This window comes from Streptomyces sp. NPDC027189 (genome assembly GCF_055566975.1).
In genome coordinates this window covers 23,061-46,280 of record NZ_JBVHRI010000038.1, presented here as the reverse complement: position 1 = coordinate 46,280, position 23,220 = coordinate 23,061, and the positions used below count along the sequence as shown (strand labels likewise).

22 protein-coding genes are annotated in these 23,220 nt (G+C 71.4%); 17 read left to right on the top strand and 5 right to left on the bottom strand.

What is annotated here, in order from left to right; all coding sequences use genetic code 11:
• Position 1: 1 nt before the first annotated feature.
• From ACZ4RZ_RS45610 to ACZ4RZ_RS45575, 8 genes are all read left to right on the top strand, one after another.
• Positions 2 to 1,108, top strand: a complete 1,107-nt coding sequence (locus tag ACZ4RZ_RS45610; RefSeq protein ID WP_467753471.1) for a quinone-dependent dihydroorotate dehydrogenase — start codon at positions 2 to 4, stop codon at positions 1,106 to 1,108.
• Positions 1,105 to 1,947, top strand: a complete 843-nt coding sequence (gene pyrF, locus ACZ4RZ_RS45605) for an orotidine-5'-phosphate decarboxylase (RefSeq protein WP_467753470.1) — start codon at positions 1,105 to 1,107, stop codon at positions 1,945 to 1,947. The genes ACZ4RZ_RS45610 and pyrF overlap by 4 nt, the downstream gene beginning before the upstream one ends.
• Positions 1,948 to 2,257: 310 nt before the next feature.
• The gene (locus tag ACZ4RZ_RS45600; RefSeq protein WP_016638838.1) at positions 2,258 to 2,581 is read left to right on the top strand and encodes an integration host factor; all 324 of its coding nucleotides are present in this window, start codon (positions 2,258 to 2,260) and stop codon (positions 2,579 to 2,581) included.
• Positions 2,582 to 2,618: 37 nt separating this feature from the next.
• Entirely contained in the window at positions 2,619 to 3,176 is a 558-nt protein-coding gene (gmk, locus tag ACZ4RZ_RS45595; RefSeq protein ID WP_467753469.1) for a guanylate kinase, read from the top strand.
• 37 nt (positions 3,177 to 3,213) lie between these two features.
• On the top strand, positions 3,214 to 3,486 hold the full coding sequence (rpoZ, locus tag ACZ4RZ_RS45590) for a DNA-directed RNA polymerase subunit omega (protein ID WP_003982715.1): 273 nt from the start codon (positions 3,214 to 3,216) through the stop codon (positions 3,484 to 3,486).
• A gap of 96 nt (positions 3,487 to 3,582) precedes the next feature.
• Positions 3,583 to 4,785, top strand: a complete 1,203-nt coding sequence (gene coaBC / locus ACZ4RZ_RS45585; protein WP_467753468.1) for a bifunctional phosphopantothenoylcysteine decarboxylase/phosphopantothenate--cysteine ligase CoaBC — start codon at positions 3,583 to 3,585, stop codon at positions 4,783 to 4,785.
• 240 nt (positions 4,786 to 5,025) lie between these two features.
• A complete protein-coding gene (gene metK / locus ACZ4RZ_RS45580) occupies positions 5,026 to 6,234 on the top strand; it encodes a methionine adenosyltransferase (protein ID WP_467753467.1) in 1,209 nt (402 codons plus the stop codon).
• A gap of 405 nt (positions 6,235 to 6,639) precedes the next feature.
• Positions 6,640 to 8,787 carry a primosomal protein N' gene (locus tag ACZ4RZ_RS45575; RefSeq protein WP_467753466.1) on the top strand — a complete coding sequence of 716 codons (2,148 nt, stop codon included), beginning with the start codon at positions 6,640 to 6,642 and terminating at the stop codon, positions 8,785 to 8,787.
• Between the two features lie 106 nt (positions 8,788 to 8,893).
• On the opposite strand, the gene ACZ4RZ_RS45570 is transcribed toward ACZ4RZ_RS45575, so the two are convergent.
• Positions 8,894 to 9,436 (bottom strand): hypothetical protein, encoded by a 543-nt coding sequence (locus ACZ4RZ_RS45570; RefSeq protein WP_467753465.1) that lies wholly within the window; start codon positions 9,434 to 9,436, stop codon positions 8,894 to 8,896.
• A 496-nt stretch (positions 9,437 to 9,932) separates the two neighbouring features.
• Here ACZ4RZ_RS45570 and fmt point away from each other — a divergent pair, with 496 nt between their 5' ends.
• Both fmt and ACZ4RZ_RS45560 read left to right on the top strand, forming a co-directional pair.
• The gene (gene fmt / locus ACZ4RZ_RS45565) at positions 9,933 to 10,865 is read left to right on the top strand and encodes a methionyl-tRNA formyltransferase (RefSeq protein ID WP_467753464.1); all 933 of its coding nucleotides are present in this window, start codon (positions 9,933 to 9,935) and stop codon (positions 10,863 to 10,865) included.
• Positions 10,866 to 11,047: 182 nt separating this feature from the next.
• Positions 11,048 to 12,481 (top strand): RsmB/NOP family class I SAM-dependent RNA methyltransferase, encoded by a 1,434-nt coding sequence (locus ACZ4RZ_RS45560; protein WP_467753463.1) that lies wholly within the window; start codon positions 11,048 to 11,050, stop codon positions 12,479 to 12,481.
• Positions 12,482 to 12,499: 18 nt separating this feature from the next.
• Here ACZ4RZ_RS45560 and ACZ4RZ_RS45555 read toward each other — a convergent pair whose 3' ends face one another.
• Positions 12,500 to 14,671, bottom strand: a complete 2,172-nt coding sequence (locus ACZ4RZ_RS45555) for an MMPL family transporter (protein ID WP_467753462.1) — start codon at positions 14,669 to 14,671, stop codon at positions 12,500 to 12,502.
• Between the two features lie 134 nt (positions 14,672 to 14,805).
• Between ACZ4RZ_RS45555 and rpe the strand changes: the two genes are divergently transcribed.
• From rpe to ACZ4RZ_RS45520, 7 genes are all read left to right on the top strand, one after another.
• Positions 14,806 to 15,492, top strand: coding sequence for a ribulose-phosphate 3-epimerase (rpe, locus tag ACZ4RZ_RS45550; protein WP_467753461.1), 687 nt, complete (start codon positions 14,806 to 14,808; stop codon positions 15,490 to 15,492).
• A gap of 78 nt (positions 15,493 to 15,570) precedes the next feature.
• Positions 15,571 to 16,614, top strand: a complete 1,044-nt coding sequence (locus ACZ4RZ_RS45545; RefSeq protein WP_467753460.1) for a sugar-binding transcriptional regulator — start codon at positions 15,571 to 15,573, stop codon at positions 16,612 to 16,614.
• Positions 16,615 to 16,664: 50 nt separating this feature from the next.
• Positions 16,665 to 17,078, top strand: a complete 414-nt coding sequence (locus ACZ4RZ_RS45540) for a guanyl-specific ribonuclease (RefSeq protein WP_467753459.1) — start codon at positions 16,665 to 16,667, stop codon at positions 17,076 to 17,078.
• Entirely contained in the window at positions 17,075 to 17,452 is a 378-nt protein-coding gene (locus ACZ4RZ_RS45535) for a barstar family protein (protein ID WP_467753458.1), read from the top strand. Before ACZ4RZ_RS45540 ends, ACZ4RZ_RS45535 begins: the two co-directional genes overlap by 4 nt.
• A gap of 107 nt (positions 17,453 to 17,559) precedes the next feature.
• Entirely contained in the window at positions 17,560 to 19,002 is a 1,443-nt protein-coding gene (locus tag ACZ4RZ_RS45530; RefSeq protein ID WP_467753457.1) for a GuaB1 family IMP dehydrogenase-related protein, read from the top strand.
• 78 nt (positions 19,003 to 19,080) lie between these two features.
• Positions 19,081 to 19,605 carry a GNAT family N-acetyltransferase gene (locus ACZ4RZ_RS45525; protein WP_467753456.1) on the top strand — a complete coding sequence of 175 codons (525 nt, stop codon included), beginning with the start codon at positions 19,081 to 19,083 and terminating at the stop codon, positions 19,603 to 19,605.
• A 31-nt stretch (positions 19,606 to 19,636) separates the two neighbouring features.
• Entirely contained in the window at positions 19,637 to 20,032 is a 396-nt protein-coding gene (locus tag ACZ4RZ_RS45520) for a hypothetical protein (RefSeq protein WP_467753455.1), read from the top strand.
• 34 nt (positions 20,033 to 20,066) lie between these two features.
• Here ACZ4RZ_RS45520 and ACZ4RZ_RS45515 read toward each other — a convergent pair whose 3' ends face one another.
• Genes ACZ4RZ_RS45515 through ACZ4RZ_RS45505 form a run of 3 tightly spaced genes read right to left on the bottom strand, consistent with a single transcriptional unit; the run spans position 20,067 to position 22,968 of the window.
• Positions 20,067 to 21,011 carry a GDSL-type esterase/lipase family protein gene (locus ACZ4RZ_RS45515; protein ID WP_467753454.1) on the bottom strand — a complete coding sequence of 315 codons (945 nt, stop codon included), beginning with the start codon at positions 21,009 to 21,011 and terminating at the stop codon, positions 20,067 to 20,069.
• The gene (locus ACZ4RZ_RS45510) at positions 21,008 to 21,799 is read right to left on the bottom strand and encodes an SDR family NAD(P)-dependent oxidoreductase (RefSeq protein WP_467753453.1); all 792 of its coding nucleotides are present in this window, start codon (positions 21,797 to 21,799) and stop codon (positions 21,008 to 21,010) included. The genes ACZ4RZ_RS45515 and ACZ4RZ_RS45510 overlap by 4 nt, the downstream gene beginning before the upstream one ends.
• A gap of 56 nt (positions 21,800 to 21,855) precedes the next feature.
• Positions 21,856 to 22,968: an LLM class flavin-dependent oxidoreductase gene (locus ACZ4RZ_RS45505; RefSeq protein ID WP_467753452.1), complete on the bottom strand. Its 1,113-nt coding sequence runs from the start codon at positions 22,966 to 22,968 to the stop codon at positions 21,856 to 21,858.
• Positions 22,969 to 23,220: the final 252 nt, after the last annotated feature.

The following is a 23,220-nucleotide window of genomic DNA, read 5'->3' as shown; positions in this document are numbered from 1 at the left end:
GATGTACAAACTCTTCTTCAACCTCGTCTTCAAGCGGATGGACCCCGAGCAGGCGCACCACCTCGCCTTCCGCTGGATCCGGCTCGCCGTCCGCATCCCCGTCCTGCGCACCTTCATCGCCGCCGCCCTCGCGCCCCGCTACAAGGAGCTGCGCACCGAGGCGTTCGGGCTGCGGATGCACGGCCCCTTCGGGCTCGCGGCGGGCTTCGACAAGAACGCCGTCGCCATCGACGGGATGTCGATGCTCGGCTTCGACCACATCGAGATCGGCACGGTCACGGGGGAGCCGCAGCCCGGCAACCCCAAGAAGCGCCTGTTCCGCCTTGTGCCGGACCGCGCGCTGATCAACCGCATGGGGTTCAACAACGAGGGCTCCGCGGCCGTCTGCGAGCGCCTGGCGGCCCGTACGCCCGTGTTCAAGACCGTCGTGGGCGTCAACATCGGCAAGACCAAGGTCGTACCGGAGGCCGAGGCCGCTGCCGACTACGTGAAGTCGACCGAGCGGCTGGCCGCGCACGCCGACTACCTCGTGGTCAACGTCAGCTCCCCGAACACGCCCGGTCTGCGCAATCTCCAGGCCACGGAGTCGCTGCGACCGCTGCTGACCGCGGTCCGCGAAGCCGCCGACCGCGCCGTGACCGACCGGCGCGTGCCGCTGCTCGTCAAGATCGCCCCCGATCTCGCGGACGAGGACATCGACGCGGTCGCCGACCTGGCCGTCGAGCTCGGCCTGGACGGGATCATCGCGACGAACACCACCATCGCGCGCGAGGGACTCGGTTTGAAGTCCGAACCCTCTCTGGTCAAGGAGACCGGCGGACTCTCCGGCGCGCCGCTGAAGTCGCGCTCCCTGGAGGTGCTGCGCCGTCTCTACGCGCGCGTGGGCGACCGGATCACCCTGGTGGGCGTCGGCGGCATCGAGAACGCCGAGGACGCCTGGCAGCGCATCCTGGCCGGCGCCACGCTGGTCCAGGGCTACAGCGCCTTCATCTACGAGGGCCCCTTCTGGGGCCGCGCCATCCACAAGGGGCTCGCCGCGCGCCTTCGCACGAGCCCGTACGCCAGCCTCGCCGACGCGGTCGGCGCCGACGTGAGGAAGTCCGCATGAGTCTGGAACCCTTTGGCGCACGCCTTCGCCGCGCCATGGACGAGCGTGGCCCCCTGTGCGTGGGCATCGACCCGCACGCCTCCCTGCTCACCGACTGGGGCCTGAACGACGACATCGCGGGCCTGGAGCGCTTCAGCCGCACCGTCGTCGAGGCGCTGGCCGACCGGGTCGCCGTCCTCAAGCCGCAGAGCGCCTTCTTCGAGCGCTTCGGATCGCGCGGGATCGCCGTCCTGGAGAAGTCGGTCGAGGAGGCGCGTGCGGCCGGCGCGCTGGTCGTGATGGACGCCAAGCGCGGCGACATCGGTTCGACCATGGCCGCGTACGCGGAGACCTTCCTGCGCAAGGACGCGCCGCTCTTCTCGGACGCGCTGACCGTGTCGCCGTACCTCGGCTACGGCTCGCTGAAGCCCGCGGTGGAACTCGCGCGCGAGAGCGGGGCCGGGCTCTTCGTCCTCGCGCTCACCTCCAACCCGGAGGGCGGCGAGGTGCAGCACGCGGTCCGCGAGGACGGCCGGAACGTCGGAGCGACGATGCTCGGGCACCTGGCCGCCGAGAACGCGGGGGAGGCGCCGCTGGGCTCCTTCGGCGCGGTCGTCGGGGCCACGCTGGGCGATCTCTCCTCGTACGACCTGGACATCAATGGACCGCTCCTCGCGCCCGGAATCGGCGCCCAGGGGGCGACGGCGGCCGATCTGGCGGGTGTCTTCGGCGTGGCGGTGCGCAATGTCGTCCCGAACGTGAGCCGGGGTGTTCTGCGTCACGGTCCCGACGCGGTCGCGCTGCGTGAGTCCGCGGAGCGCTTCGCGGAGGAGATCAGGGCCGCCGTGGCCATCTCCTGAGTCCTCGGACAGCCGCTCGACAGTCCTCGGATGAGTGTCTTCGGAGCGCCCTGAGTCTGAATACATCCTCAAATCCAGGGCAATATGTCTGAAATGTCCGACTCCAGGGAGGCTGACCAGGACTTTTCCGCTGTTCTCGCTGACTCTGGCGGACTTGCCCGCTAGTCTCCGTCGAGTGGGGGCACCTCCCACGCTTTTAAGGCAGTGGGGGAGAACGGGCAAGCGTGTTGCTCGTAGCTCCCCAGGTGTGGGGCGACTAGGTTCCTCACCGGTCCGTATCCGACAGTTCGACATCCGAGGTGACGTAGGCGTGGCTCTTCCGCCCCTTACCCCTGAACAGCGCGCAGCCGCGCTCGAAAAGGCCGCCGCGGCTCGCCGGGAGCGGGCCGAGGTCAAGAATCGACTCAAGCACTCCGGCGCCTCCCTTCACGAGGTCATCAAGCAGGGCCAGGAGAACGACGTCATCGGCAAGATGAAGGTCTCCGCTCTCCTCGAGTCCCTGCCGGGCGTGGGCAAGGTCCGCGCCAAGCAGATCATGGAGCGACTCGGGATCTCCGAGAGCCGCCGTGTACGCGGCCTCGGCTCGAACCAGATCGCCTCCTTGGAGCGCGAGTTCGGCGGCTCCGGCGCCTGAGTCCTGGGCACTCCGGGATTGCTGGAATAATCGCTGCATGAGTGAACGACCGCGGCTGACCGTGCTCTCCGGCCCCTCAGGGGTCGGCAAGAGCACGGTCGTCGCCCATATGCGCAAGGAACACCCCGAGGTCTGGCTCTCGGTGTCGGCGACGACCCGTAAGCCGCGCCCCGGTGAGAAGCACGGAGTCCACTACTTCTTCGTCACCGACGAGGAGATGGACAAGCTGATCGCCAACGGTGAGCTGCTGGAGTGGGCCGAATTCGCCGGCAACCGCTACGGGACGCCGCGCAAGGCCGTCCTGGAGCACCTGGAGGCGGGTGTGCCGGTCCTCCTGGAGATCGACCTTCAGGGGGCCCGTCAGGTCCGTGAGTCCATGCCGGAGGCCCTGCTCGTGTTCCTGGCCCCTCCCTCCTGGGAGGAGCTGGTGCGCAGGCTCACCGGGCGGGGCACCGAACCGCCCGAGGTGATCGAGCGCCGCCTGGAGGCGGCCAAGATCGAGCTGGCGGCCGAGCCGGAGTTCGATGTCACCCTGGTCAACACCTCCGTCGAGGACGTGGCGCGCGAGCTGCTAGCCTTGGTGGACGTTGTGTGATCTTCACTGATCAATCCCACCTTTCGGAAGGCCAAGCGTGTCCTCTTCCATCACCGCGCCCGAGGGCATCATCAACCCTCCGATCGACGAGCTCCTCGAGGCCACCGACTCGAAGTACAGCCTCGTGATCTACGCGGCCAAGCGTGCCCGTCAGATCAACGCGTACTACTCGCAGCTCGGCGAGGGTCTCCTCGAGTACGTCGGTCCGCTCGTCGACACCCACGTCCACGAGAAGCCGCTTTCGATCGCCCTGCGTGAGATCAACGCGGGTCTGCTGACGTCCGAGGCCGTTGAGGGCCCCGCGCAGTAGTCACCGCTTCTTTCCTTCATCCCAGGCCCGGCAGCGCGACTGTCGGGCCTGTGGTGTGTCATGGGGTTGTACGTTTTCGAGTGTTGGGGAGGCCCGGTGGACAAGCCGAAGGTCGTTCTGGGGGTCAGCGGCGGCATCGCCGCTTACAAGGCCTGTGAGCTGTTGCGTCGTTTGACCGAGTCCGGTCATGACGTACGGGTCGTCCCCACCGAGTCGGCGCTGCACTTCGTCGGCGCCGCCACCTGGTCCGCGCTCTCCGGCCACCCCGTGTCCACCGAGGTCTGGTCGGACGTCCACGAGGTCCCGCACGTCCGCATCGGGCAGCAGGCCGACCTGGTGGTCGTCGCTCCCGCGACGGCCGACATGCTCGCCAAGGCGGCCCACGGCCTGGCCGACGACCTCCTCACGAACACCTTGCTGACCGCCCGCTGTCCGGTCGTCTTCGCGCCCGCCATGCACACGGAGATGTGGGAGCACCCGGCCACGCAGGACAACGTGGCGGCACTGCGCCGCCGCGGCGCCGTGGTCATCGAGCCCGCGGTGGGCCGCCTGACCGGCGTCGACACCGGCAAGGGGCGGTTGCCCGAGCCCGCCGAGATCTTCGAGATCTGCCGCCGGGTGCTCGCGCGGGGCGTGACCGAGCCCGATCTGGCCGGCCGTCACGTCGTGATCAGCGCGGGCGGCACGCGCGAGCCGCTCGACCCGGTCCGCTTCCTCGGCAACCGCTCCTCCGGCAAGCAGGGATACGCCCTCGCCCGTACGGCGGCCGCGCGCGGCGCCCGGGTCACCCTGATCGCCGCGAACACCGGACTGCCGGACCCGGCCGGGGTGGACGTCGTACAGGTCGGGACGGCCGTGCAACTGCGCGAGGCGGTGCTGAAGGCGGCCTCCGACGCCGACGCCGTGGTGATGGCCGCGGCGGTGGCGGACTTCCGCCCGGCCGTGTACGCGGCCGGAAAGATCAAGAAGAAGGACGGCCAGGAACCGGAGCCGATCGTTCTGATCCGCAATCCGGACATCCTCGCGGAGATCTCGACGGACCGCCCGCGCCCCGGCCAAGTCGTGGTCGGCTTCGCCGCCGAGACGGACGACATCCTCGCCAATGGCCGTACGAAGCTGGAGCGCAAGGGCTGCGATCTCCTCGTGGTGAACGAGGTGGGGGAGCGCAAGACGTTCGGCTCCGAGGAGAACGAGGCCGTGGTGCTCGGAGCCGACGGCAGTGAGACCCCGGTGCCGTACGGACCCAAGGAAGCCTTGGCCGAGACCGTGTGGGACCTGGTGACACGCCGCCTGCGGTGAATGTCTCATTCGCCGCAACGGACGCCTCCATCCGCGCGAAATACGGTGTGACGAACCTGGTGAAGACCGATCGTCATGGCGCAGAATGCCCGTGCCGCAGGTCACAGCGCTTCCGAGAAGCGAGACAAGGGGGCCTGCGGGCGAGCGCGACCGATAAACTGTTCTCGGACGACGCCGGGCGCAGCTCCCGTCCCGTCCGCCAATGATCAGCCAGCAGCCGCTGCAACCACAGGGAGCGTTGTGTCCCGTCGCCTGTTCACCTCGGAGTCCGTGACCGAGGGTCACCCCGACAAGATCGCTGACCAGATCAGCGACACCATTCTCGACGCGCTTCTGCGAGAGGACCCGACGTCCCGGGTCGCCGTGGAGACGCTGATCACAACCGGCCTGGTGCACGTGGCCGGCGAGGTCACGACCAAGGCGTACGCGCCGATCGCCCAGCTCGTGCGGGACAAGATCCTCGAGATCGGCTACGACTCGTCGAAGAAGGGCTTCGACGGCGCGTCCTGTGGCGTCTCCGTGTCCATCGGCTCGCAGTCGCCGGACATCGCGCAGGGCGTCGACACGGCGTACGAGAACCGGGTCGAGGGCGACGACGACGAGCTGGACCGGCAGGGCGCGGGCGACCAGGGCCTGATGTTCGGTTACGCGACCGACGAGACGCCGAACCTGATGCCGCTTCCGATCCACCTGGCGCACCGCCTGTCGCGCCGCCTCTCCGAGGTCCGCAAGAACGGCACGATCCCCTACCTCCGTCCCGACGGAAAGACCCAGGTCACCATCGAGTACGACGGTGACAAGGCGGTCCGCCTGGACACGGTCGTGGTCTCGTCCCAGCACGCTTCGGACATCGACCTGGACTCGCTCCTGGCCCCCGACATCCGCGAGTTCGTGGTCGAGCCGGAGCTGAAGGCCCTCCTCGACGACGGCATCAAGCTGGAGACCGAGGGCTACCGGCTCCTGGTCAACCCGACCGGCCGCTTCGAGATCGGCGGCCCGATGGGCGACGCCGGCCTGACCGGCCGCAAGATCATCATCGACACGTACGGCGGCATGGCCCGCCACGGCGGTGGCGCCTTCTCCGGCAAGGACCCGTCCAAGGTCGACCGCTCCGCCGCGTACGCGATGCGCTGGGTGGCCAAGAACGTCGTCGCCGCGGGCCTCGCCTCCCGCTGCGAGGTCCAGGTCGCCTACGCCATCGGCAAGGCCGAGCCCGTCGGTCTGTTCGTCGAGACCTTCGGCACCGCCAAGGTCGACGCCGAGAAGATCGAGACCGCCATCACCGAGGTCTTCGACCTCCGCCCGGCGGCCATCATCCGCGACCTCGACCTGCTGCGCCCGATCTACTCCCAGACGGCCGCGTACGGCCACTTCGGCCGCGAGCTGCCCGACTTCACGTGGGAGCGGACGGACCGCGTGGAGGCGCTGCGCAAGGCTGCCGGTCTGTAGGACGAGCTCTTTCGGCGAGGCCCGGTGTCCCTTCGGGGTACCGGGCCTCGCCGTTTCACACGCAGCCGAAATCGGCTGGTCCGGGCGGCCAGAGGTTCGTACGCTGGTGATCTCCCGGTGCGATGGCCGCGGTTACTTCGGTGGAGTGCGCCCAGGGTGCGCGGTGAATCTGGAACATGGTCCGCTGCCGCTTGGAACTCGGGAGGTGCTGACGTCGAGGCGCCCGGTGCGATGGTTGCGGTTACTTCCGGGAGATCTCCTTCGCAGGTTCGAATCCTGCTGCCGGTCCTGGACCGGTATGGCCGAGTGGTCCATGGCAGAAGCGTCCTCAGGGCGTTCGCGATCCGTGGCCGGCTTGATCTCGGGCGCACGGCGGTGTCAGTGGGGTCTGGTAGGAATGTTGCTGTGAGCAGCGCGAATGGGCGGGGTGAGGGTGGCGCGGAGGGTGCGCCGCCCGAACAGCTTGCGCTGATTCGCGAGGGGGTGCGGCAGGCCAAGGTGCCCAAGGCGAAGCCGCGGACCTGGCGGGGAGCGGCCCTTGCCGACGAACTGCCCGTCGCGCGGGTGCTGGTCGACAAAGGTGTGCTGCACCTCGATCGGTACTTCGACTACGCCGTGCCCGAGGAGCTCGACGAAGCGGCTCAGCCCGGGGTGCGGGTCCGGGTGAGGTTCGGGGCCGGGCGGCATCGAGTTCGGGAGGGCCGGCGTGAGGGCGGGGGGCTGATCGACGGGTATCTCGTCGAGCGGCTCGCCGACTCCGACTACTCCGGGCCGCTCGCCGCGCTGGCCCAGGTGGTGTCTCCCGAGCCGGTGCTCGGGCCCGAGTTGCTGAGGCTGGCGCGGGCCGTCGCCGATCGGTATGCGGGAAGCCTCGCGGATGTGCTGCAGCTCGCCGTGCCGCCGCGGAACGCGCGGGCCGAAGGGAAGCCCTCGCCCGCGCCACCGCCGGTTCCCGGGGCGCCCGAGGTGGGGTCCTGGGCACGGTACGGGCGCGGGGCCGCTTTTCTGGAGTCGCTCGCGGCGGGCGGGGCGCCGCGAGCCGTGTGGAACGCGTTGCCGGGTCCCGGTTGGGCCGAGGAAATCGCCAGAGCCGTGGGCGCGACGCTCGCCTCCGGGCGGGGCGCCCTCGTCGTCGTACCGGACGGGCGCGCCGTGTCCCGGGTTGATGCCGCGCTGACCTCGCTGTTGGGGGAGGGGCGGCATGCGGTGCTCACCGCCGAGGCCGGGCCCGAGAAGCGGTATCGGGAGTGGCTCGCCGTCCGGCGTGGGTCCGTGCGGGCCGTCGTGGGCACCCGGGCCGCCATGTTCGCGCCCGTGCGGGATCTGGGGCTGGTCGTCATCTGGGACGACGGGGACGACAGCCACAGCGAGCAGCACGCTCCGCAGCCGCATGCGCGGGAGGTGCTGCTGCTGCGCGCCGCCCATGACAAGTGCGCCTTCCTGCTGGGGAGTTGGGGCTGCACGGTCGAGGCCGCGCAGCTCGTCGAGAGCGGGTGGGCACTGCCGCTCGTCGCGGAGCGGGAGCAGGTGCGGGGGGCCGCGCCGCTCGTGCGGACCGTGGGCGACGGGGATCTCGCACGGGACGAGGCCGCTCGTGCCGCGCGGCTGCCCACGCTTGCCTGGCAGGTCGTCAGGGAGGGACTGAGGAACGGGCCCGTGCTGGTGCAGGTGCCTCGCCGGGGGTACGTGCCCCGGATGGCCTGCGCGCAGTGCCGGGCGCCCGCGCGGTGCCGGCACTGCGCCGGGCCGTTGGAGGCACAGGACGCGGGGGCGCTGCGGTGTACGTGGTGCGGGCGGGACGAGGCGGCCTGGCACTGCCCCGAGTGCGGCGGGTTCCGGCTGCGGGCGCAGATCGTAGGGGCGCGGCGCACCGCCGAGGAGCTGGGGCGGGCGTTCCCGGCTGTGCCGGTGCGGACGTCCGGGCGGGAGCAGGTGCTGGACACGGTCTCCGAGGCGCCCGCCCTGGTCGTCAGTACACCGGGGGCCGAGCCTGTCGCCGAGGGCGGGTACGCCGCCGCGCTGCTGCTTGACGGCTGGGCGATGCTCGGGCGGCCCGATCTGCGGGCCGGTGAGGACGCGTTGCGGCGGTGGATCGGGGCCGCGGCGCTCGTACGCCCGCAGGGGGCCGGGGGCACCGTGGTGGTCGTCGCCGAGCCGACGTTGCGGCCCGTGCAGGCGCTCGTGCGGTGGGATCCGGTCGGGCATGCGGTGCGCGAACTCGCCGAGCGGGCCGAGCTGGGGTTTCCGCCTGTCTCTCGGATGGCGGCCGTCTCCGGTGCGCCGGAGGCTCTCGCCGGGTTTCTCGCGGTGGTCGAACTGCCGTGCGACGCCGAGGTGTTGGGGCCCGTGCCGATGGCCGTCACGGAGGCGGGGCGGCCGCGGCGGGCGGGCGCGCCGCCTCCGGGTGAGCGCTGGGAGCGGGCCCTCATCCGCGTGCCGCCCGGGAGCGGTGCGGCGCTGGCGACCGCGCTGAAGACCGCGCAGGCGGCGCGGATGGCGCGTGGGGGAAGCGAGCCCGTACGGGTTCGGATCGATCCGCCGGACATTGGGTGAGGGTGCATCAGCGAAGGCGTGAAGCCTGGGCTGCCTCGGCGCGGGCTGCCTCGCCATGAGGCTGCCTCCCGGGTCGGTCGGCTCCGGGAGGCAGCGGAGGAGTCGGTCAGCCGTTGCGCGGGCCCGGGAACGCGGTGGGCCTGACGTCCTCTCGGAGGGTGGGGCTGCCCGCCGTCGGCTGGGTCGGCATCGAGCGGGCCGCGGGGACCGTCGGCACCGTGGGGATGCCGGTGTTGACGGCTACGGTGTGGCTGCCCGACGTCTCGGTGGCCCGCTCGGCCTCGGCCGCTGCCTGGGCGGCGGCGCGGCGGGCGCCGTAACGGCGGTGCACAGCCTGCTTGGTGACTCCGAGGGCCGAGCCCACCGCGTCCCACGAGAAACCGAGTGAGCGGTCGAAGTCCACGGCGGCCGTGACCAGGGTCTCGACACTGTCCCGCAGCTCCTGGGCGAGGCGGACGGTCGGGGCGGGGGCGCGTCCGTAGACGACGAAGCCCGTGGAGGGGCCGGAGCGGCGCGGGCGGTAGACGTTGCCCAACTGGGCGGTGAGCGTGCGCAGTGCGTCCACCTGCCGGCGGACCCGCTCGATGTCCCGCACCAGCAAGTGCAGGCTGGCCCGAGCCTGGGCGTCGTGGGTTGCGTGGTCGGCCATGAACAAGCCTCTCGAACCGGCGTTGAAAAGGATCGGGCCGCGATTGCGGCCCGTTGTGGTCAACTCTTTCTTGACCAACGCGTTTACGCTCCGCTGGTCACGCATCGGGGGCGTAAGGGCATATGCCCGGGGCGCGTCTTGATGCGTACGCCGCCGGTGGGGGACTCGCCTCCGCATTCGGCCTTGGCTCGGTTGTTCTCCCGCCCGCGCACCGCCCGCTCACCGCCCGTGCGAGTCAGGTGTCGAGTGCGGGTCTCCCGTGGGGGCGGGTCGCCGTTGGCGGCTGCGAGTTGGGGCCGCGGGTTGGGCTGCGAGGTGGTGGGCGCGGGTTGGGCCGCGAGGTGGGGGCCGCGAGTTGGGGGCGCGCGGCAGGCGCGGAATCTGCGCGCCCCCGAGTCCCGGGGCCGCATAGACTGGTGCGCTGCCCCGTGCTTCGCCCCACCCGGCAGGTGTGCGGGGGCTCAAGAACTCCCGCCCGAGAGGCCAACCGCCACCCATGAAGCTTGTCTTCGCAGGTACCCCCGAGGTCGCCGTTCCCGCTCTGGACTCCCTGATCGCCTCCGGGCGGCACGAGGTGGCCGCTGTCGTCACGCGGCCCGACGCGCCGGCCGGGCGGGGGCGGCGGCTCGTCGCGAGTCCGGTCGCCGAGCGGGCGGAGGAGGCCGGGATCGAGGTGCTGAAGCCGGTGAAGCCGCGGGACGAGGAGTTCCTGGCGCGGCTCAGGGAGATCGCGCCCGACTGCTGCCCCGTGGTCGCGTACGGGGCGTTGCTGCCGCGCGTCGCCCTCGACATCCCCGCCCACGGCTGGGTCAATCTGCACTTCTCGCTGCTGCCCGCCTGGCGCGGCGCCGCTCCCGTGCAGCACGCGATCATGGCCGGCGACGAAATCACCGGTGCGTCCACGTTCCTCATCGAGGAAGGGCTCGACTCGGGGCCCGTGTACGGCACCGTCACCGAGGAGATCCGGCCCACCGACACCAGCGGCGACCTGCTCACGCGGCTCGCCTTCGCCGGCGCCGGGCTGCTCTCGGCGACGATGGACGGGATCGAGGACGGCAGCCTCAAGGCCGTGCCGCAGTCCACCGACGGCGTCACCATGGCGCCGAAGATCACCGTCGAGAACGCCCACATCGACTGGGCCGCCCCGGCGCTGCGCGTCGACCGGGTCGTCCGCGGGTGCACGCCCGCGCCCGGCGCCTGGACCGTGTTCCGGGGCGAGCGGCTCAAGCTCATCCAGGTCGCGTCCGTGCCCGACCGCACCGACCTCGCCCCGGGCGAGCTGTCCGTCGGCAAGAACAACGTCTACGTGGGCACCGGTTCGTACGCCGTCGAGCTGCTCTGGGTCCAGGCCCAGGGCAAGAAGCCGATGCGCGCCGCAGACTGGGCGCGCGGCGTGCGGATTCCCTCCGGGGAGCGCCTCGGGGTCTGACCGGCGGACGCGGCCCGCGACGCGCGCCCACCCCCGCCCCGCCGACGCGGCCCCTGCGGGCACTCCGCGCCCGCGACGCGCGCCCACGCCCGCCCCGGCGTACGCCGCCCGCACGGCCCCCCGCGCCCGTCCGGACGTAGGCTGGACGGGTCGAACCATCCAGAATCCGGAGCACCTTTTTCGTGAGTGAGCAGTCCCGTCGGCCGCGCAAGCCCGGCAAGCCCTACCGCCGTCCGCAGAAGGACCCGGTCCGCATGCTCGCCTTCGAGGCGCTGCGGGCCGTGGACGAGCGGGATGCGTACGCGAACCTCGTTCTGCCGCCGCTGCTGCGGAAGGCACGCGAGAAGGGCGACTTCGACGGGCGGGACGCGGCGCTGGCGACCGAGCTGGTCTATGGGACGCTGCGCCGGCAGGGGACGTACGACGCCGTCATCGCGGCCTGTGTCGACCGGCCGCTCAGGGAAGTCGATCCGCCGGTGCTCGATGTGCTGAGCCTCGGTGTGCATCAGCTGCTCGGGACGCGGATTCCCACGCACGCCGCCGTCTCGGCATCCGTCGAGCTCGCCCGTGTCGTGCTCGGCGACGGGCGCGCCAAGTTCGTCAACGCCGTACTGCGCAAGGTCGCGCAGCAGGATCTCGATGGGTGGCTGCAGCAGGTCGCGCCGCCCTACGACGAGGACCCCGAGGACCATCTTGCCGTCGTGCACTCGCACCCGCGCTGGGTCGTCTCCGCGCTGTGGGACTCGCTGGGCGGCGGCCGTGCGGGCATCGAGGATCTGCTCGAAGCCGACAACGAGCGGCCCGAGGTGACCCTTGTCGCCCGGCCCGGGCGTTCCACCGCCGATGAGCTCCTCGACGTACTCGGAGACGAGTCCGCGCTGCCCGGCCGTTGGTCGCCGTATGCCGTGCGGCTCACCGAGGGCGGCGAACCGGGCGCCATCGACGCCGTACGGGAGGGCCGTGCCGGCGTCCAGGACGAGGGCAGCCAACTGGTCGCCCTCGCTCTGGCGAACGCGCCGCTCGACGGACCCGACAAGACTTGGCTGGACGGCTGCGCCGGACCCGGCGGCAAGGCCGCCATGCTGGCCGGGCTCGCCGCCGAACGCGGTGCCGTCCTGCTCGCCTCGGAGAAGCAGCCGCACCGGGCCGGCCTGGTGGCGAAGGCGCTCGCCGGCAACCCCGGGCCGTATCAGGTGATCGCCGCCGACGGCACCCGTCCGCCGTGGCGGCCCGGCACCTTCGACCGCGTCCTCATGGACGTGCCCTGCACGGGGCTGGGCGCGCTGCGCCGCCGTCCCGAGGCCCGCTGGCGGCGCCGCCCCGAGGACCTGGAGGGCTTCGCGCCGCTCCAGCGCGGGCTGCTGCGCACGGCGCTCGACTCGGTGCGGGTCGGCGGTGTCGTCGGGTATGCGACCTGCTCGCCGCACCTCGCCGAGACCCGCGCGGTCGTCGACGACGTGCTCAAGCACTACGACGACGGCTCCGCCGAACTGCTCGACGCCCGCCCGCTTCTGCCGGGCGTACCGGCCCTGGGCGACGGCCCCGACGTACAGCTGTGGCCGCATCTGCACGGGACGGACGCCATGTACCTGGCGCTGATCCGCAGGACCGGCTGACCCGGCCCCGGGCTCGTCCTAGTCCGGCTGCGACGCCGGTTCCGGAGCCTGTGACGGCGTCGCCGCCGGCCGCCCCGAGTCACCCTCCTGGGCCAGTCGGTGCGGCCACCACACCTTCGGTCCCACGTCCAGGAACAGCGACGTCACCAGGATCGACCGCACGATGAAGGTGTCCAGGAGGACGCCCAGGGCCACCGCGAAGCCGATCTCGGCGAAGGCGACCATCGGGAGGGTGCCGAGCGCGGCGAAGGTGCCGGCCAGGACCAGGCCCGCGGACGTGATGACCGCGCCCGTCGCCGCAAGGCCCGTCACCACACCGGCACGGGTGCCCTGGCTGTCGGCCTCCTCGCGGATCCGGGTGGTCAGGAAGATGTTGTAGTCGATGCCGAGGGCGACCAGGAAGACGAAGACGAACAGCGGGAAGTCCGTCTGCTCGCCCGCGTAGTCGAAGATGTGCCGGAAGGCGAGCGCGCTGGCGCCGAGCGCTGCCGCGAAGGACAGTACGACCGTCCCGATCAGCAGCAGCGGCGCCACCAGGGCGCGCAGCAGCACACCCAGGATCAGCAGCACGACCAGCAGGACCGCCGGGATGATCAGGATGTTGTCGTGGGTGGTCGCCGCGTCCATGTCGAGCAGGGCCGCGGTCCCGCCGCCCACCCGCGCGTCGGCGTCCGGCACGGCGTGCGCGGCATCCCGTACGCGCTCGACCGTCCGTTTCGCGGCCTCGCTGTCGGCGGGATCGGTCATCGTCGCCTCGAACAGCACCTTGCTGTCGTACGAGGGTTTCGTGCCGGCGGGCACGGTGATGCTGTTCGGCACCACCCCCTTCGTACCGGCCACCGCGCTGCGGACCTGTTCGCCCTGGGCCTGGCTGGAGACGATGACCAGCGGATCACCGCTGCCCGCCGGGAAGTACCGCTCGGAGATCTCCTGCCCGGTGATGGAGTCCGGCTTGCCGGTGAACGCGTCCGCGTTGCTGATCCCCGCGGCGCGGATCTGCAGCAGGCCGAGGGAGAGGACCGCCAGGGCGAGGGCGGTGGCGCCCCAGACGACGCGGGGGCGGCGGGCGATACGGCGGCCCATCCGGGCCCAGACGCCGCTCGCGGTCGGGTCGGACGAACCGAAGTGCGGGATCGCCGGCCAGAAGATCCAGCGGCCGAAGACCAGCAGCAGGGCCGGGAAGAGCGTGACCATGGCGAGGAGGGCGACGGCCACACCGATCGCGGCCACCGGGCCCAGGCCCCGCGTCGAATTCATCTCGGCGGCCAGCAGCACGAGCATGCTCAGGACGACCGTCGCGCCGGACGCCAGCACCGCCGGGCCCGCGCGGTTCAGGGCGAGTGCCATCGCCTCGTGCCGGTCCTCGTGGCGGCGCAGCTCCTCGCGGTAGCGGGCGACCAGGAGGAGCGCGTAGTCGGTGCCCGCGCCGAAGACGAGGACGGTGAGGATGCCCGCGCTCTGCCCGTTGACGGTCAGGCCCGCGTGCTTCGCGAGGAGATAGATCAGCGCCTGGGACGTGAAGAGCGCGGCGACCACGCCGATCAGCGGGACGAAGATCAGGGTGAGGCTGCGGTAGGTGAGCAGCAGCATCACGATCACGACGCCCATCGCGGAGAACAGCAGCGTCGAATCGATGCCCTCGAAGGCCTTGGAGAAGTCGGCGGAGGTGCCGCCCGGGCCCGTGATGTGCACCGCCAGACCGCCGCCGCCCTTGCCGACCTGGTCACGGATGGAGTCGACCGCGGGCGCGATCTCCTCCCAGCCCTTCTTGTCCATCGTGATCGGCACGTAGATCTGGGCGGCTTCGGGGGCGGTCGGGTTGTTGTAGACGGGGCCGCGCGTCTCGGAGCCGCGTACGCCGTGTGCCGTGAGGTCCTTGATCCGCTGGGCGTCCTGGGCGATGGCCCGCTTGTCCTGGGCGGTCAGGCCGCCCTCGCGGGCGTACACGACGACCGCCGGGATCTGCTCGGGCCTGAACTTGCTGGACATGTCGAGGACTTGGGTGGACTCGGCGGACCCGGGCAGCCAGGAGGCCGCGTCGTTCTCCTGGGCGTCGGTGAGCTTGGAGGCGAGCGGTGCCGCCACCACGAGCGCCACCAGCCACAGGCCGACGATCAGCCACTTGCTGCGCCGCCCGCACACGAATCCGATGAGTCCCTGGCGCACATGGCGCTCTTTCCCGTCCGTCATGGCCACCCCCGTAGCCGTATCTGGAGCCGGTCGGCGGCCCAGCATGGCATGTCGGGCCGCTGTACAACATCCGCAGAACGGCCTAGGTCTGGACCGAGGAGAGCAACCGGTGCCGGGCATGGCAGTCTTGGGGCATGGCCGTGCAGATCAACCCCAGCATCCTGTCCGCCGACTTCGCCCGTCTTGCCGAGGAGGCAAAGGCGGTGAAAGGAGCCGACTGGCTCCACGTCGACGTCATGGACAACCACTTCGTACCGAACCTCACGCTCGGTGTGCCGGTCGTAGAGTCTCTGGCCCGAGCGACGGACACGCCGCTGGACTGCCATCTGATGATCGCGGACGCCGATCGGTGGGCTCCCCAGTACGTCGAAGCGGGTGCCGGTTCCGTCACCTTCCACGCCGAAGCGGCCGCCGCGCCGGTGCGACTCGCCCGCGAGATCCGGGCCAAGGGCGCCCGCGCCTCCATGGCGCTCAAGCCCGCGACCCCCATCGAGCCGTACGAGGACCTGCTCCCCGAACTCGACATGCTGCTGATCATGACGGTCGAGCCCGGCTTCGGCGGCCAGGCGTTTCTCGACATCATGCTCCCGAAGATCCGCCGCACCCGTGAGCTGATCAGCAAGCACGGCCTCGAACTGTGGCTCCAGGTCGACGGTGGCGTGTCGGCCTCCACCATCGAGCGGTGCGCGGAGGCCGGAGCCGACGTCTTCGTCGCCGGTTCGGCGGTGTACGGGGCATCGGACCCGGCTCAGGCGGTACGTGCATTGCGCACCCAGGCACAGGAGGCGACGTCCCATGCGGCGTGGGCGTGCGACCACTGAGCCAAGGGAACGTGAACGCCGCCCATCAGGGCTGATCAAGTACGCCGGATCTGCAAGGATGAACGGCGAATCCAGAGTGTGAACAGCAGTGAGGAGATCGCCGTGTCGGGTATGTCGGCGGGCCGGTCAGCCATGCGGATGGGACCCGCTGAGCTGGTGCAGGCGGCGGCCATGGCCCGCCGCTTCTACCTCGAGGGCAAGTCCAAGATCCAGATCGCGGAGGAGTTCGGCGTCAGCCGCTTCAAGGTGGCCCGGGTCCTGGAGACCGCTCTCGAACGGGATCTGGTGAGGATCGAGATCCGTGTGCCCGCCGAGCTGGACGCGGAGCGCTCCGACGCGCTGCGCGCCCGCTACGGCCTCCGGCACGCCGTCGTGGTCGAGTCCCCGGCCGAGGCCGAGGAGTCGCCCGATCCGGAGAACCTCGGAGAAGTGGCCGCCGACCTGCTCGGCGAGCTCGTCAACGAGGGCGATGTGCTCGGCCTCGCCTGGGGCCGCTCCACCATTCACATGGCGGCCGCGCTCGACCGGCTCCCGCCGTGCACGGTGGTGCAGCTGACGGGCGTGTACGACGCCGGGACCGCCGAGCGCGGTTCGGTGGAGGCCGTGCGGCGCGCCGCCCAGGTGTCGGGCGGGGACGCCCACCCGATCTACGCGCCGATGCTGCTGCCCGACGCGGCCACCGCGGCCGCGCTGCGCAACCAGACCGGGATCGCCCGCGCCTTCGAGTATTTCGACAAGGTCACGGTCGCGTGCGTGTCCATCGGTTCCTGGGAGCCGGGCATCTCCACGGTGCACGACATGCTGAGCGACGAGGAGCGCGCGCACTACGCGTCGCTCGGTGTCGCCGCCGAAATGTCCGCGCACCTCTTCGACGCCGAGGGCCGACGGGTCGGCCGTGACCTGGGCGAGCGCTGCATCACGGTGGAGGCCGACCGGCTGCGGCGCATTCCCGAGGTCGTCGCCATCGCCGGCGGGCAGCGGAAGGCGGCCGCCATCGACGCGGTGCTGCGCTCCGGACTCGTCACCAGCCTGGTGACGGACACGTCGGCGGCGGACTATCTGATGACGGCGGGTCCGACGCCGCGACCGGCTCTGAACCGGGCGGACCCCGACGGGCCCTGAGGTCTTCGCACCGCGCGCCGCGAGGGGGCGGCCGTGGCAGCATCGACGTCATGCTGCTGCGGTCCGTCCCCCGCGTGTTCGCGGGCCTGTTCCTGTGCCTCGGAGTGCTCCTGACGGGCTGCTCCTCGGCGACCACGAGCGTCTCCGACACCCGAGCCTCGACGGCAGCCCCCTCCTGGGTCGGCGGCATACGGACCGTCCCCGTGGCCCAGCTGCCCGCCGAGGCCCGTCAGACCCTCGCCCTCATCGACAAGGGCGGTCCCTTCCCGTACGCCAGGGACGGCATCGTCTTCGGCAACTTCGAGCGGCTGCTGCCGAAGCACCCCCGCGGCTATTACCACGAGTACACGGTCAAGACCCCCGGCGAGCGAGACCGCGGAGCCCGGCGCATTGTCACCGGGCAGGGCGGTGAGATCTACTACAGCGATGATCACTACAAGTCGTTCAGGGCGGTGCTGAGATGACTCACGGGCCCTTCGCGGACATGTGCCGCACGGCCGGATGGCAGGTCACCGAGCTCGACCTCACCGGCGTCGGGGACAAGGGTGCCTTCATGGAGCGCTGCGTGCGCGCCCTCGACCTGCCCGAGTGGTTCGGCCGGAACTGGGACGCGCTCGCGGACGTCCTGGGCGACCCCGACTGGGGGCCCGCGACCCCGGGCCGACTGCTCGTGGTGACCGGCTGGCGACCCTACGCGGTCCGGCGCCCCGACGAGTGGGAGATCGCCCAGGAGGTCCTGGCGTCGGCCGCGGGGCACTACCAGGAGCACGACGCGACGCTGTCCGTCGTCCTCTCTCTTGGAGGATCCGACCAACTGCCCTCCGGCCAGCCTGGATGATCTGTCCGGGCAACACATACCGGCCGACATGGGACAATGAAGTACGTGCTCTTCCCCCTGGCTGACCTGTCCGGGGGCCACCTCTGATCGACTGGGATGTGCAGCACGTGCGTTTCCTCAATGACATCCAGCCCCCGTACGACCTGACGTACGACGACGTCTTCATGGTGCCCAGCCGCTCCGCGGTCGGCTCGCGTCAGGGCGTGGACCTCGCTTCCCCGGACGGCACTGGCACCACCATCCCGCTCGTCGTCGCCAACATGACCGCCATCGCGGGCCGCCGGATGGCCGAGACCGTCGCCCGCCGCGGTGGCCTCGTCGTCATCCCGCAGGACATCCCGATCGAGGTCGTCACCGAGGTCATCTCCTGGGTCAAGGGACGCCACCTGGTGCTCGACACCCCGATCGTCCTCGCCCCCCACCAGACCGTCGCCGACGCGCTGGCGCTGCTGAACAAGCGCGCGCACAACGCGGGCGTCGTCGTGGACGAGGACGGCCGCCCGGTCGGCGTGGTCACCGATGCCGACCTCTCCGGCGTGGACCGCTTCACGCAGCTGACCGAGGTCATGTCCCGGGACCTGCTGCTCCTCGACGCCGACATCGAGCCGCGCGAGGCCTTCCACAAGCTCGACCACGCCAACCGCCGCTACGCCCCCGCCGTGGACGCTGACGGCAAGCTCGCCGGCATCCTGACCCGCAAGGGCGCCCTGCGCGCCACGCTGTACACCCCGGCCACCGACGCGCAGGGCAAGCTGCGCATCGCGGCCGCAGTCGGCATCAACGGCGATGCGGCGGGCAGGGCCAAGCAGCTGCTGGACGCGGGCGTCGACACGCTCGTCATCGACACGGCGCACGGCCATCAGGAGTCGATGATCAGCGCGATCAGGACGGTGCGCGCGCTGGACCCGCAGGTCCCGATCGTCGCGGGCAACATCGTCGCCGCCGAGGGCGTCAAGGACCTCATCGACGCGGGCGCGGACATCATCAAGGTGGGCGTGGGTCCCGGCGCCATGTGCACAACCCGCATGATGACCGGCGTCGGCCGCCCGCAGTTCTCGGCCGTCCTGGAGTGCGCCGCCGAGGCGAAGAAGTACGGCAAGCACGTGTGGGCCGACGGCGGTGTCCGTCACCCGCGTGACGTCGCCATGGCGCTGGCCGCGGGCGCGTCCAACGTCATGGTCGGCTCCTGGTTCGCCGGTACGTACGAGTCCCCGGGCGACCTTCAGCAGGACGCCGACGGGCGCCTGTACAAGGAGTCGTTCGGCATGGCGTCCGCGCGCGCGGTGCGCAACCGCACCAGCGAGGAGTCGGCGTACGACCGGGCCCGCAAGGCGCTGTTCGAGGAGGGCATCTCCACCTCGCGGATGTTCCTCGACCCGTCCCGCCCGGGCGTCGAGGACCTGATCGACTCGATCATCGCGGGCGTCCGGTCCTCCTGCACCTACGCGGGCGCCAACTCGCTGGAGGAGTTCGCCGAGAAGGCCATCGTCGGCATCCAGAGCGCGGCCGGCTACGCCGAGGGCAAGCCGCTGCACGCCAGCTGGAGCTGACGCGCTTCTTGTCCCGTTCGGCCCCCGTGGTGCGACCACGGGGGCCGTCGGCGTCCGTACGCCACTAGGGTCGACCGGATGAAGATCGCCATGTGCGGAGCCGCCGACGTCGCGCTCCTCGACCAGTACATCGGCTCCGCCGGAGCCACGTCCTTCCACGCCCGCCGCTTCGCCCGGCAGGAGGCGGGCGAAAGTACGTATCTCGTGGCCTGGCGCGACGAGAGGCCCGTGGGGCACGCGGAGGTGCGCTGGACCGGCTGCGCCGCGCCCGAGGTGCGGGCCGCGCGCCCCGGGTGCCCCGAGATAAACGGGCTCGGCGTGTGGCCCGAGGAACTGCGTTCGCGGGGCATCGGCAGCGCGCTGATCCGGGCGGCCGAGGAGCTGGCCCGGGAGCGAGGCCTCGAAGTGATCGGTCTCGGCGTGGGAGCGGACAATCCGCGCGCGGCGGAGCTCTACGCGCGGCTCGGGTACCGGCGTCTGACCGGATACGTCGACCGCTGGTCGTACGAGGACGCCGCGGGCACGACCCGTGAGTGCGCCGACCCGTGCACCTTCCTGGTCAAAGAGCTGTCCGTCGTCGAGCAGGGCGTCAGGCCTTCTTGACGTCAAGCCCGCTTGACACAACGCTGAAGTCATGACGACACCGCAGAACATCGAGCCGCAGTACACCCTGCTGACCGCGGTGGCCCGCCTCGACGAGCTGCGCGTGCGGGAGTCGCTCGCCGGGGCCGGGAGCGACGCCGAGGCGCTCGACCGGGCCGAGCTGCTGGAACTCCTCGCGCTGAGCGAGGTGGTCGCTCACAAGGCGGCGTACGGCCGTCAGCTCACCGTCCGCGCCGCCCGTGAGTCCGGGGCCTCCTGGTCGCAGATCGGCGCGGCCCTCGGCACCAGCAAGCAGGCCGCCTGGGAGGCCCACACACGCTGGATCGACGCGCAGGCGGCGGCGTACGGGCGGCCCGGGCAGCTGGGGTTCGACGAGGAGGACGTGGCGCAGGCGCGGGCGATCGCCGGGGGGCCGGACGAGGGCTGACGCCGGGGCGCGGAGCCGCGCGCCATCGTGGCCGTCACTCCGTCTTCCGCATCGCCTCCACCACCGCCTCCGCCAGTCGCGCGTGCCCCTCGTCGCCGGGGTGGACGCCGTCCACCAGCTGGGCGGCGTCCAGGAGCCGGCCTCCGGGGAGCAGGGGGACCTCGCGAGCGGCCCGCTCCACCGCCTCGCGCAAGTCCGCCAGGGTGGCGCCCAGGCGGTTCGGAGTCGTCTCCGCGTCCGGGCGTACGACGGGGGAGACGACCAGCAGGGGGACGTGCGGGTGTGCCCGGCGGACGACTGCCAGGAACGCGCGGGTCACCTCGTACAGCAGCGGGGCCGAATGTGGGGTCCGCGCCCAGCAGTTGGTGCCGAGGGCGACGGTGATCAAGTCGGCTCTGAGCGAGGCCAGTTGCTCGGCCGAGGCGAGTTCGCCGCGCGCCGCGCCCGCGTAGCCGAGGTTCACCGTCTCGACGCCCAGTGCGCGTCCGGCGATGGCGGGCCAGGCGAGGTGCGGGCGGGACGCCGCCCAGCCCTCGACGATCGAGTCGCCGTGGACGAGCCAGCGGGGGAGTGCGGGAGCGGGCTCGATCGTGCCCGCGTCCGTGCCGACCGCACGGATCACCGGGCACAGGGCTTCTGGCAGGTGCACCGTGAACTCCCCGTCGGGTTGGGGGAGTTCGAGAACCGCCGTGTCGTCGTCCGTCGGGTGCGCCGACGTCTCGGCCGCCACCTCGTCGCCGGACAGCAGCGTGAAGACGGGGGCGTGCGGGCGGTAGGTGTCCGCCAGGGACGGTTCCGACGCCGCGTACCGGATCCGCAGCGCGGACACCCCGCGACACCTCAACTCCAGGCGTACGCCCGCCGGTACGAGCGCCCGCGACCAGGTGTCGGCCGGCAGCCGGTCCCGGTCGGCCGGGTCGGCGCGCAGTGGACGGCCGTCGTTCGACCACCAGGCGATGCCGCGCAGGAGGCTTTTCATCGTGGGCCGCCGATCGTCGGGTACGGGAACTTGACCGTGACGCCGCCGTCCACGACGAGGGTCTGACCGGTGACGTACGAGGAGAGCGGGGACGCCAGGAAGAGCAGGGCCGAGGCGATGTCGGCGGGTTCGGCCATGCGCCCGAGCGGCGCGTTCTCGGCGTTGCGCCGGCGGCCCTCCGTGCCCAGCAGCGCGGCGACGCGTGGCGTCCACACCGCCCCGGGAGCAACGGCGTTGACCCGTACTCCGCGTGGCCCGAACTCCACCGCCGCCGAGCGGACCAGCGACACGAGGCCGGCCTTCGCGGCGCCGTACGCGGCGTGCAGCGGCGCGGAGGTCAGGCCGGAGACGGAGGCGACGAACACGAGGGGGCCGCCGCCGGATTCGGCGACCGCCGGGCCGCCGTACTGGACCGCGAGCCACGCGTGCCGCAGCACCATGTCGAAGTGCCAGTCCCAGGCCTGGTCGTCCATCGCGTCCAGGGGGCCGTACTGGGCCATGCCGACGATGTCGACGACTCCGCCGACCGGGCCCAACTCCCGTACGGCATGCGTGAAGAGGTCCCGTACCGCCTCCCGTCCGGTCACGTCGGCGACGTACGGCACCCCGCCCGTCTCGGCGGCGACGGCCTCCGCGCGTTCCTTGTCCACGTCGACGCAGAGCAGCCGGGCGCCCAGTTGAGTGAGCGCGTGCGCGGTCTGACGGCCGATGCCGTTGCCGGCGCCGAGGAGGACGAACGACCGGCCGTCGAGGCGGTGGAGGGAGGCGTAGTCGGGCACCGGGGACATGTCCAAAGCGGGCGTGGGGTCAGGTGCTGTGGGGTCAGGGGTTGCGGGGCCTGGGGTCATGGCGCCGCCTTCGGCCGGTACCCCGCCAGTTCCGGGATGACTTCCTTCCCCAGGATCTCTATCGTGCGCAGGATCTCCCGGTGCTCCAGATAGCCCCACTGGACGTAGCAGATGAGCTGGTCGATGCCGAGGTCCGCGTAGTGCTTCGCCTTGCGGACGATTGTCTCCGCGTCGCCGATGAGGATCATGTCGCCGTCGTTGAACTCCCTTACGGGAACGGCGCCTTGGAGGATCGGATCGAGGAGCGGGAAGGCCCGCTCACGCTCGTCGGGGGAGAGATGGGGGAGCTCCCAGTCCAGGGTGAAGCGCGCGAGGTTCTCGTACCACCAGGCGACCGAGTCCCAGACGCGCTTGCCCGGACGGTCCGTGGCGTGGACGAGGGTGTACGCGGCGACGCGGTCCGTCGTGACGTCCGTGATGGGGTGCGGGGCGCGGGCAGCCGCGCGGTAGGCGTCGATCTGGCGGGCCATCGACTCCAGCGGCTGCATGATCGAGAACGAGAGCAGGCCGAGGCCGCTCGCGCCCGCGACCTGCGCCGAGCCGGGCGAGGTCGCCGCCATCCAGCAGGGCGGATGCGGGTCCTGGACCGGTTTCGGGGTGACCATGCGGCGGGGGAAGGCGAAGCGCGGCGACTCGTAGGCGAAGTACTCCTCGCGCCACATCCCGGTGACGATCTCGATCGCCTCGCGCCAGTCCTCGCGGGAGTTGGCGCGGTCCACGCCGAAAGCCGTCTGCTCCATGGGCGTCGAGCGTCCGGTGCCCCACTCCACGCGTCCGTCGGACAGTACGTCGACGGCGGCGACCTTCTCCGCGATCCGCTGCGGGGGAGTGAAGCCGAAGGGCGTGAGGGTCACGCCGAAGCCCAGCCGGATGCGCTCGGTCAGCGCCGCGAGATGGCCCAGCAGCACCTCCGGGGCAGGGCAGTGCGAGCGCCCCTCGCGGAAGTGGTGCTCCACCGCCCACACCGTGCGGAAACCCATCCGGTCGGCGAGCCGGATCTGCTCCACGGCCTCGCGGTACGCCCGCTGCTCGGCCGCGCGCTGACCGTAGGGGTGCGGCCCCTTCCAGGGCTTCGGTACGTCGATCTCGTACAGGACATCCAGGTCCATGCCGTGCCTCCCGTATCGAGTGGCGAGCACCATGAAGCAGACCTGACGAGGTGTCAATCCATTCGGCTTCCGGAGCCTCGTCCAGGCGCGGAAAGGCGCCTTGCGCAACCATCGAAAGGCCCCGCGCAACGAACATGCGCCCGGATGCGATGAACGCAACGATCGTGCGGAGATGCGCAAGGTTGCTGCATTACGCCAGTGAAGCCCGGACTCATAGGGTCAAGCGCTGTACATAGGCGTGGCGGGGACCCC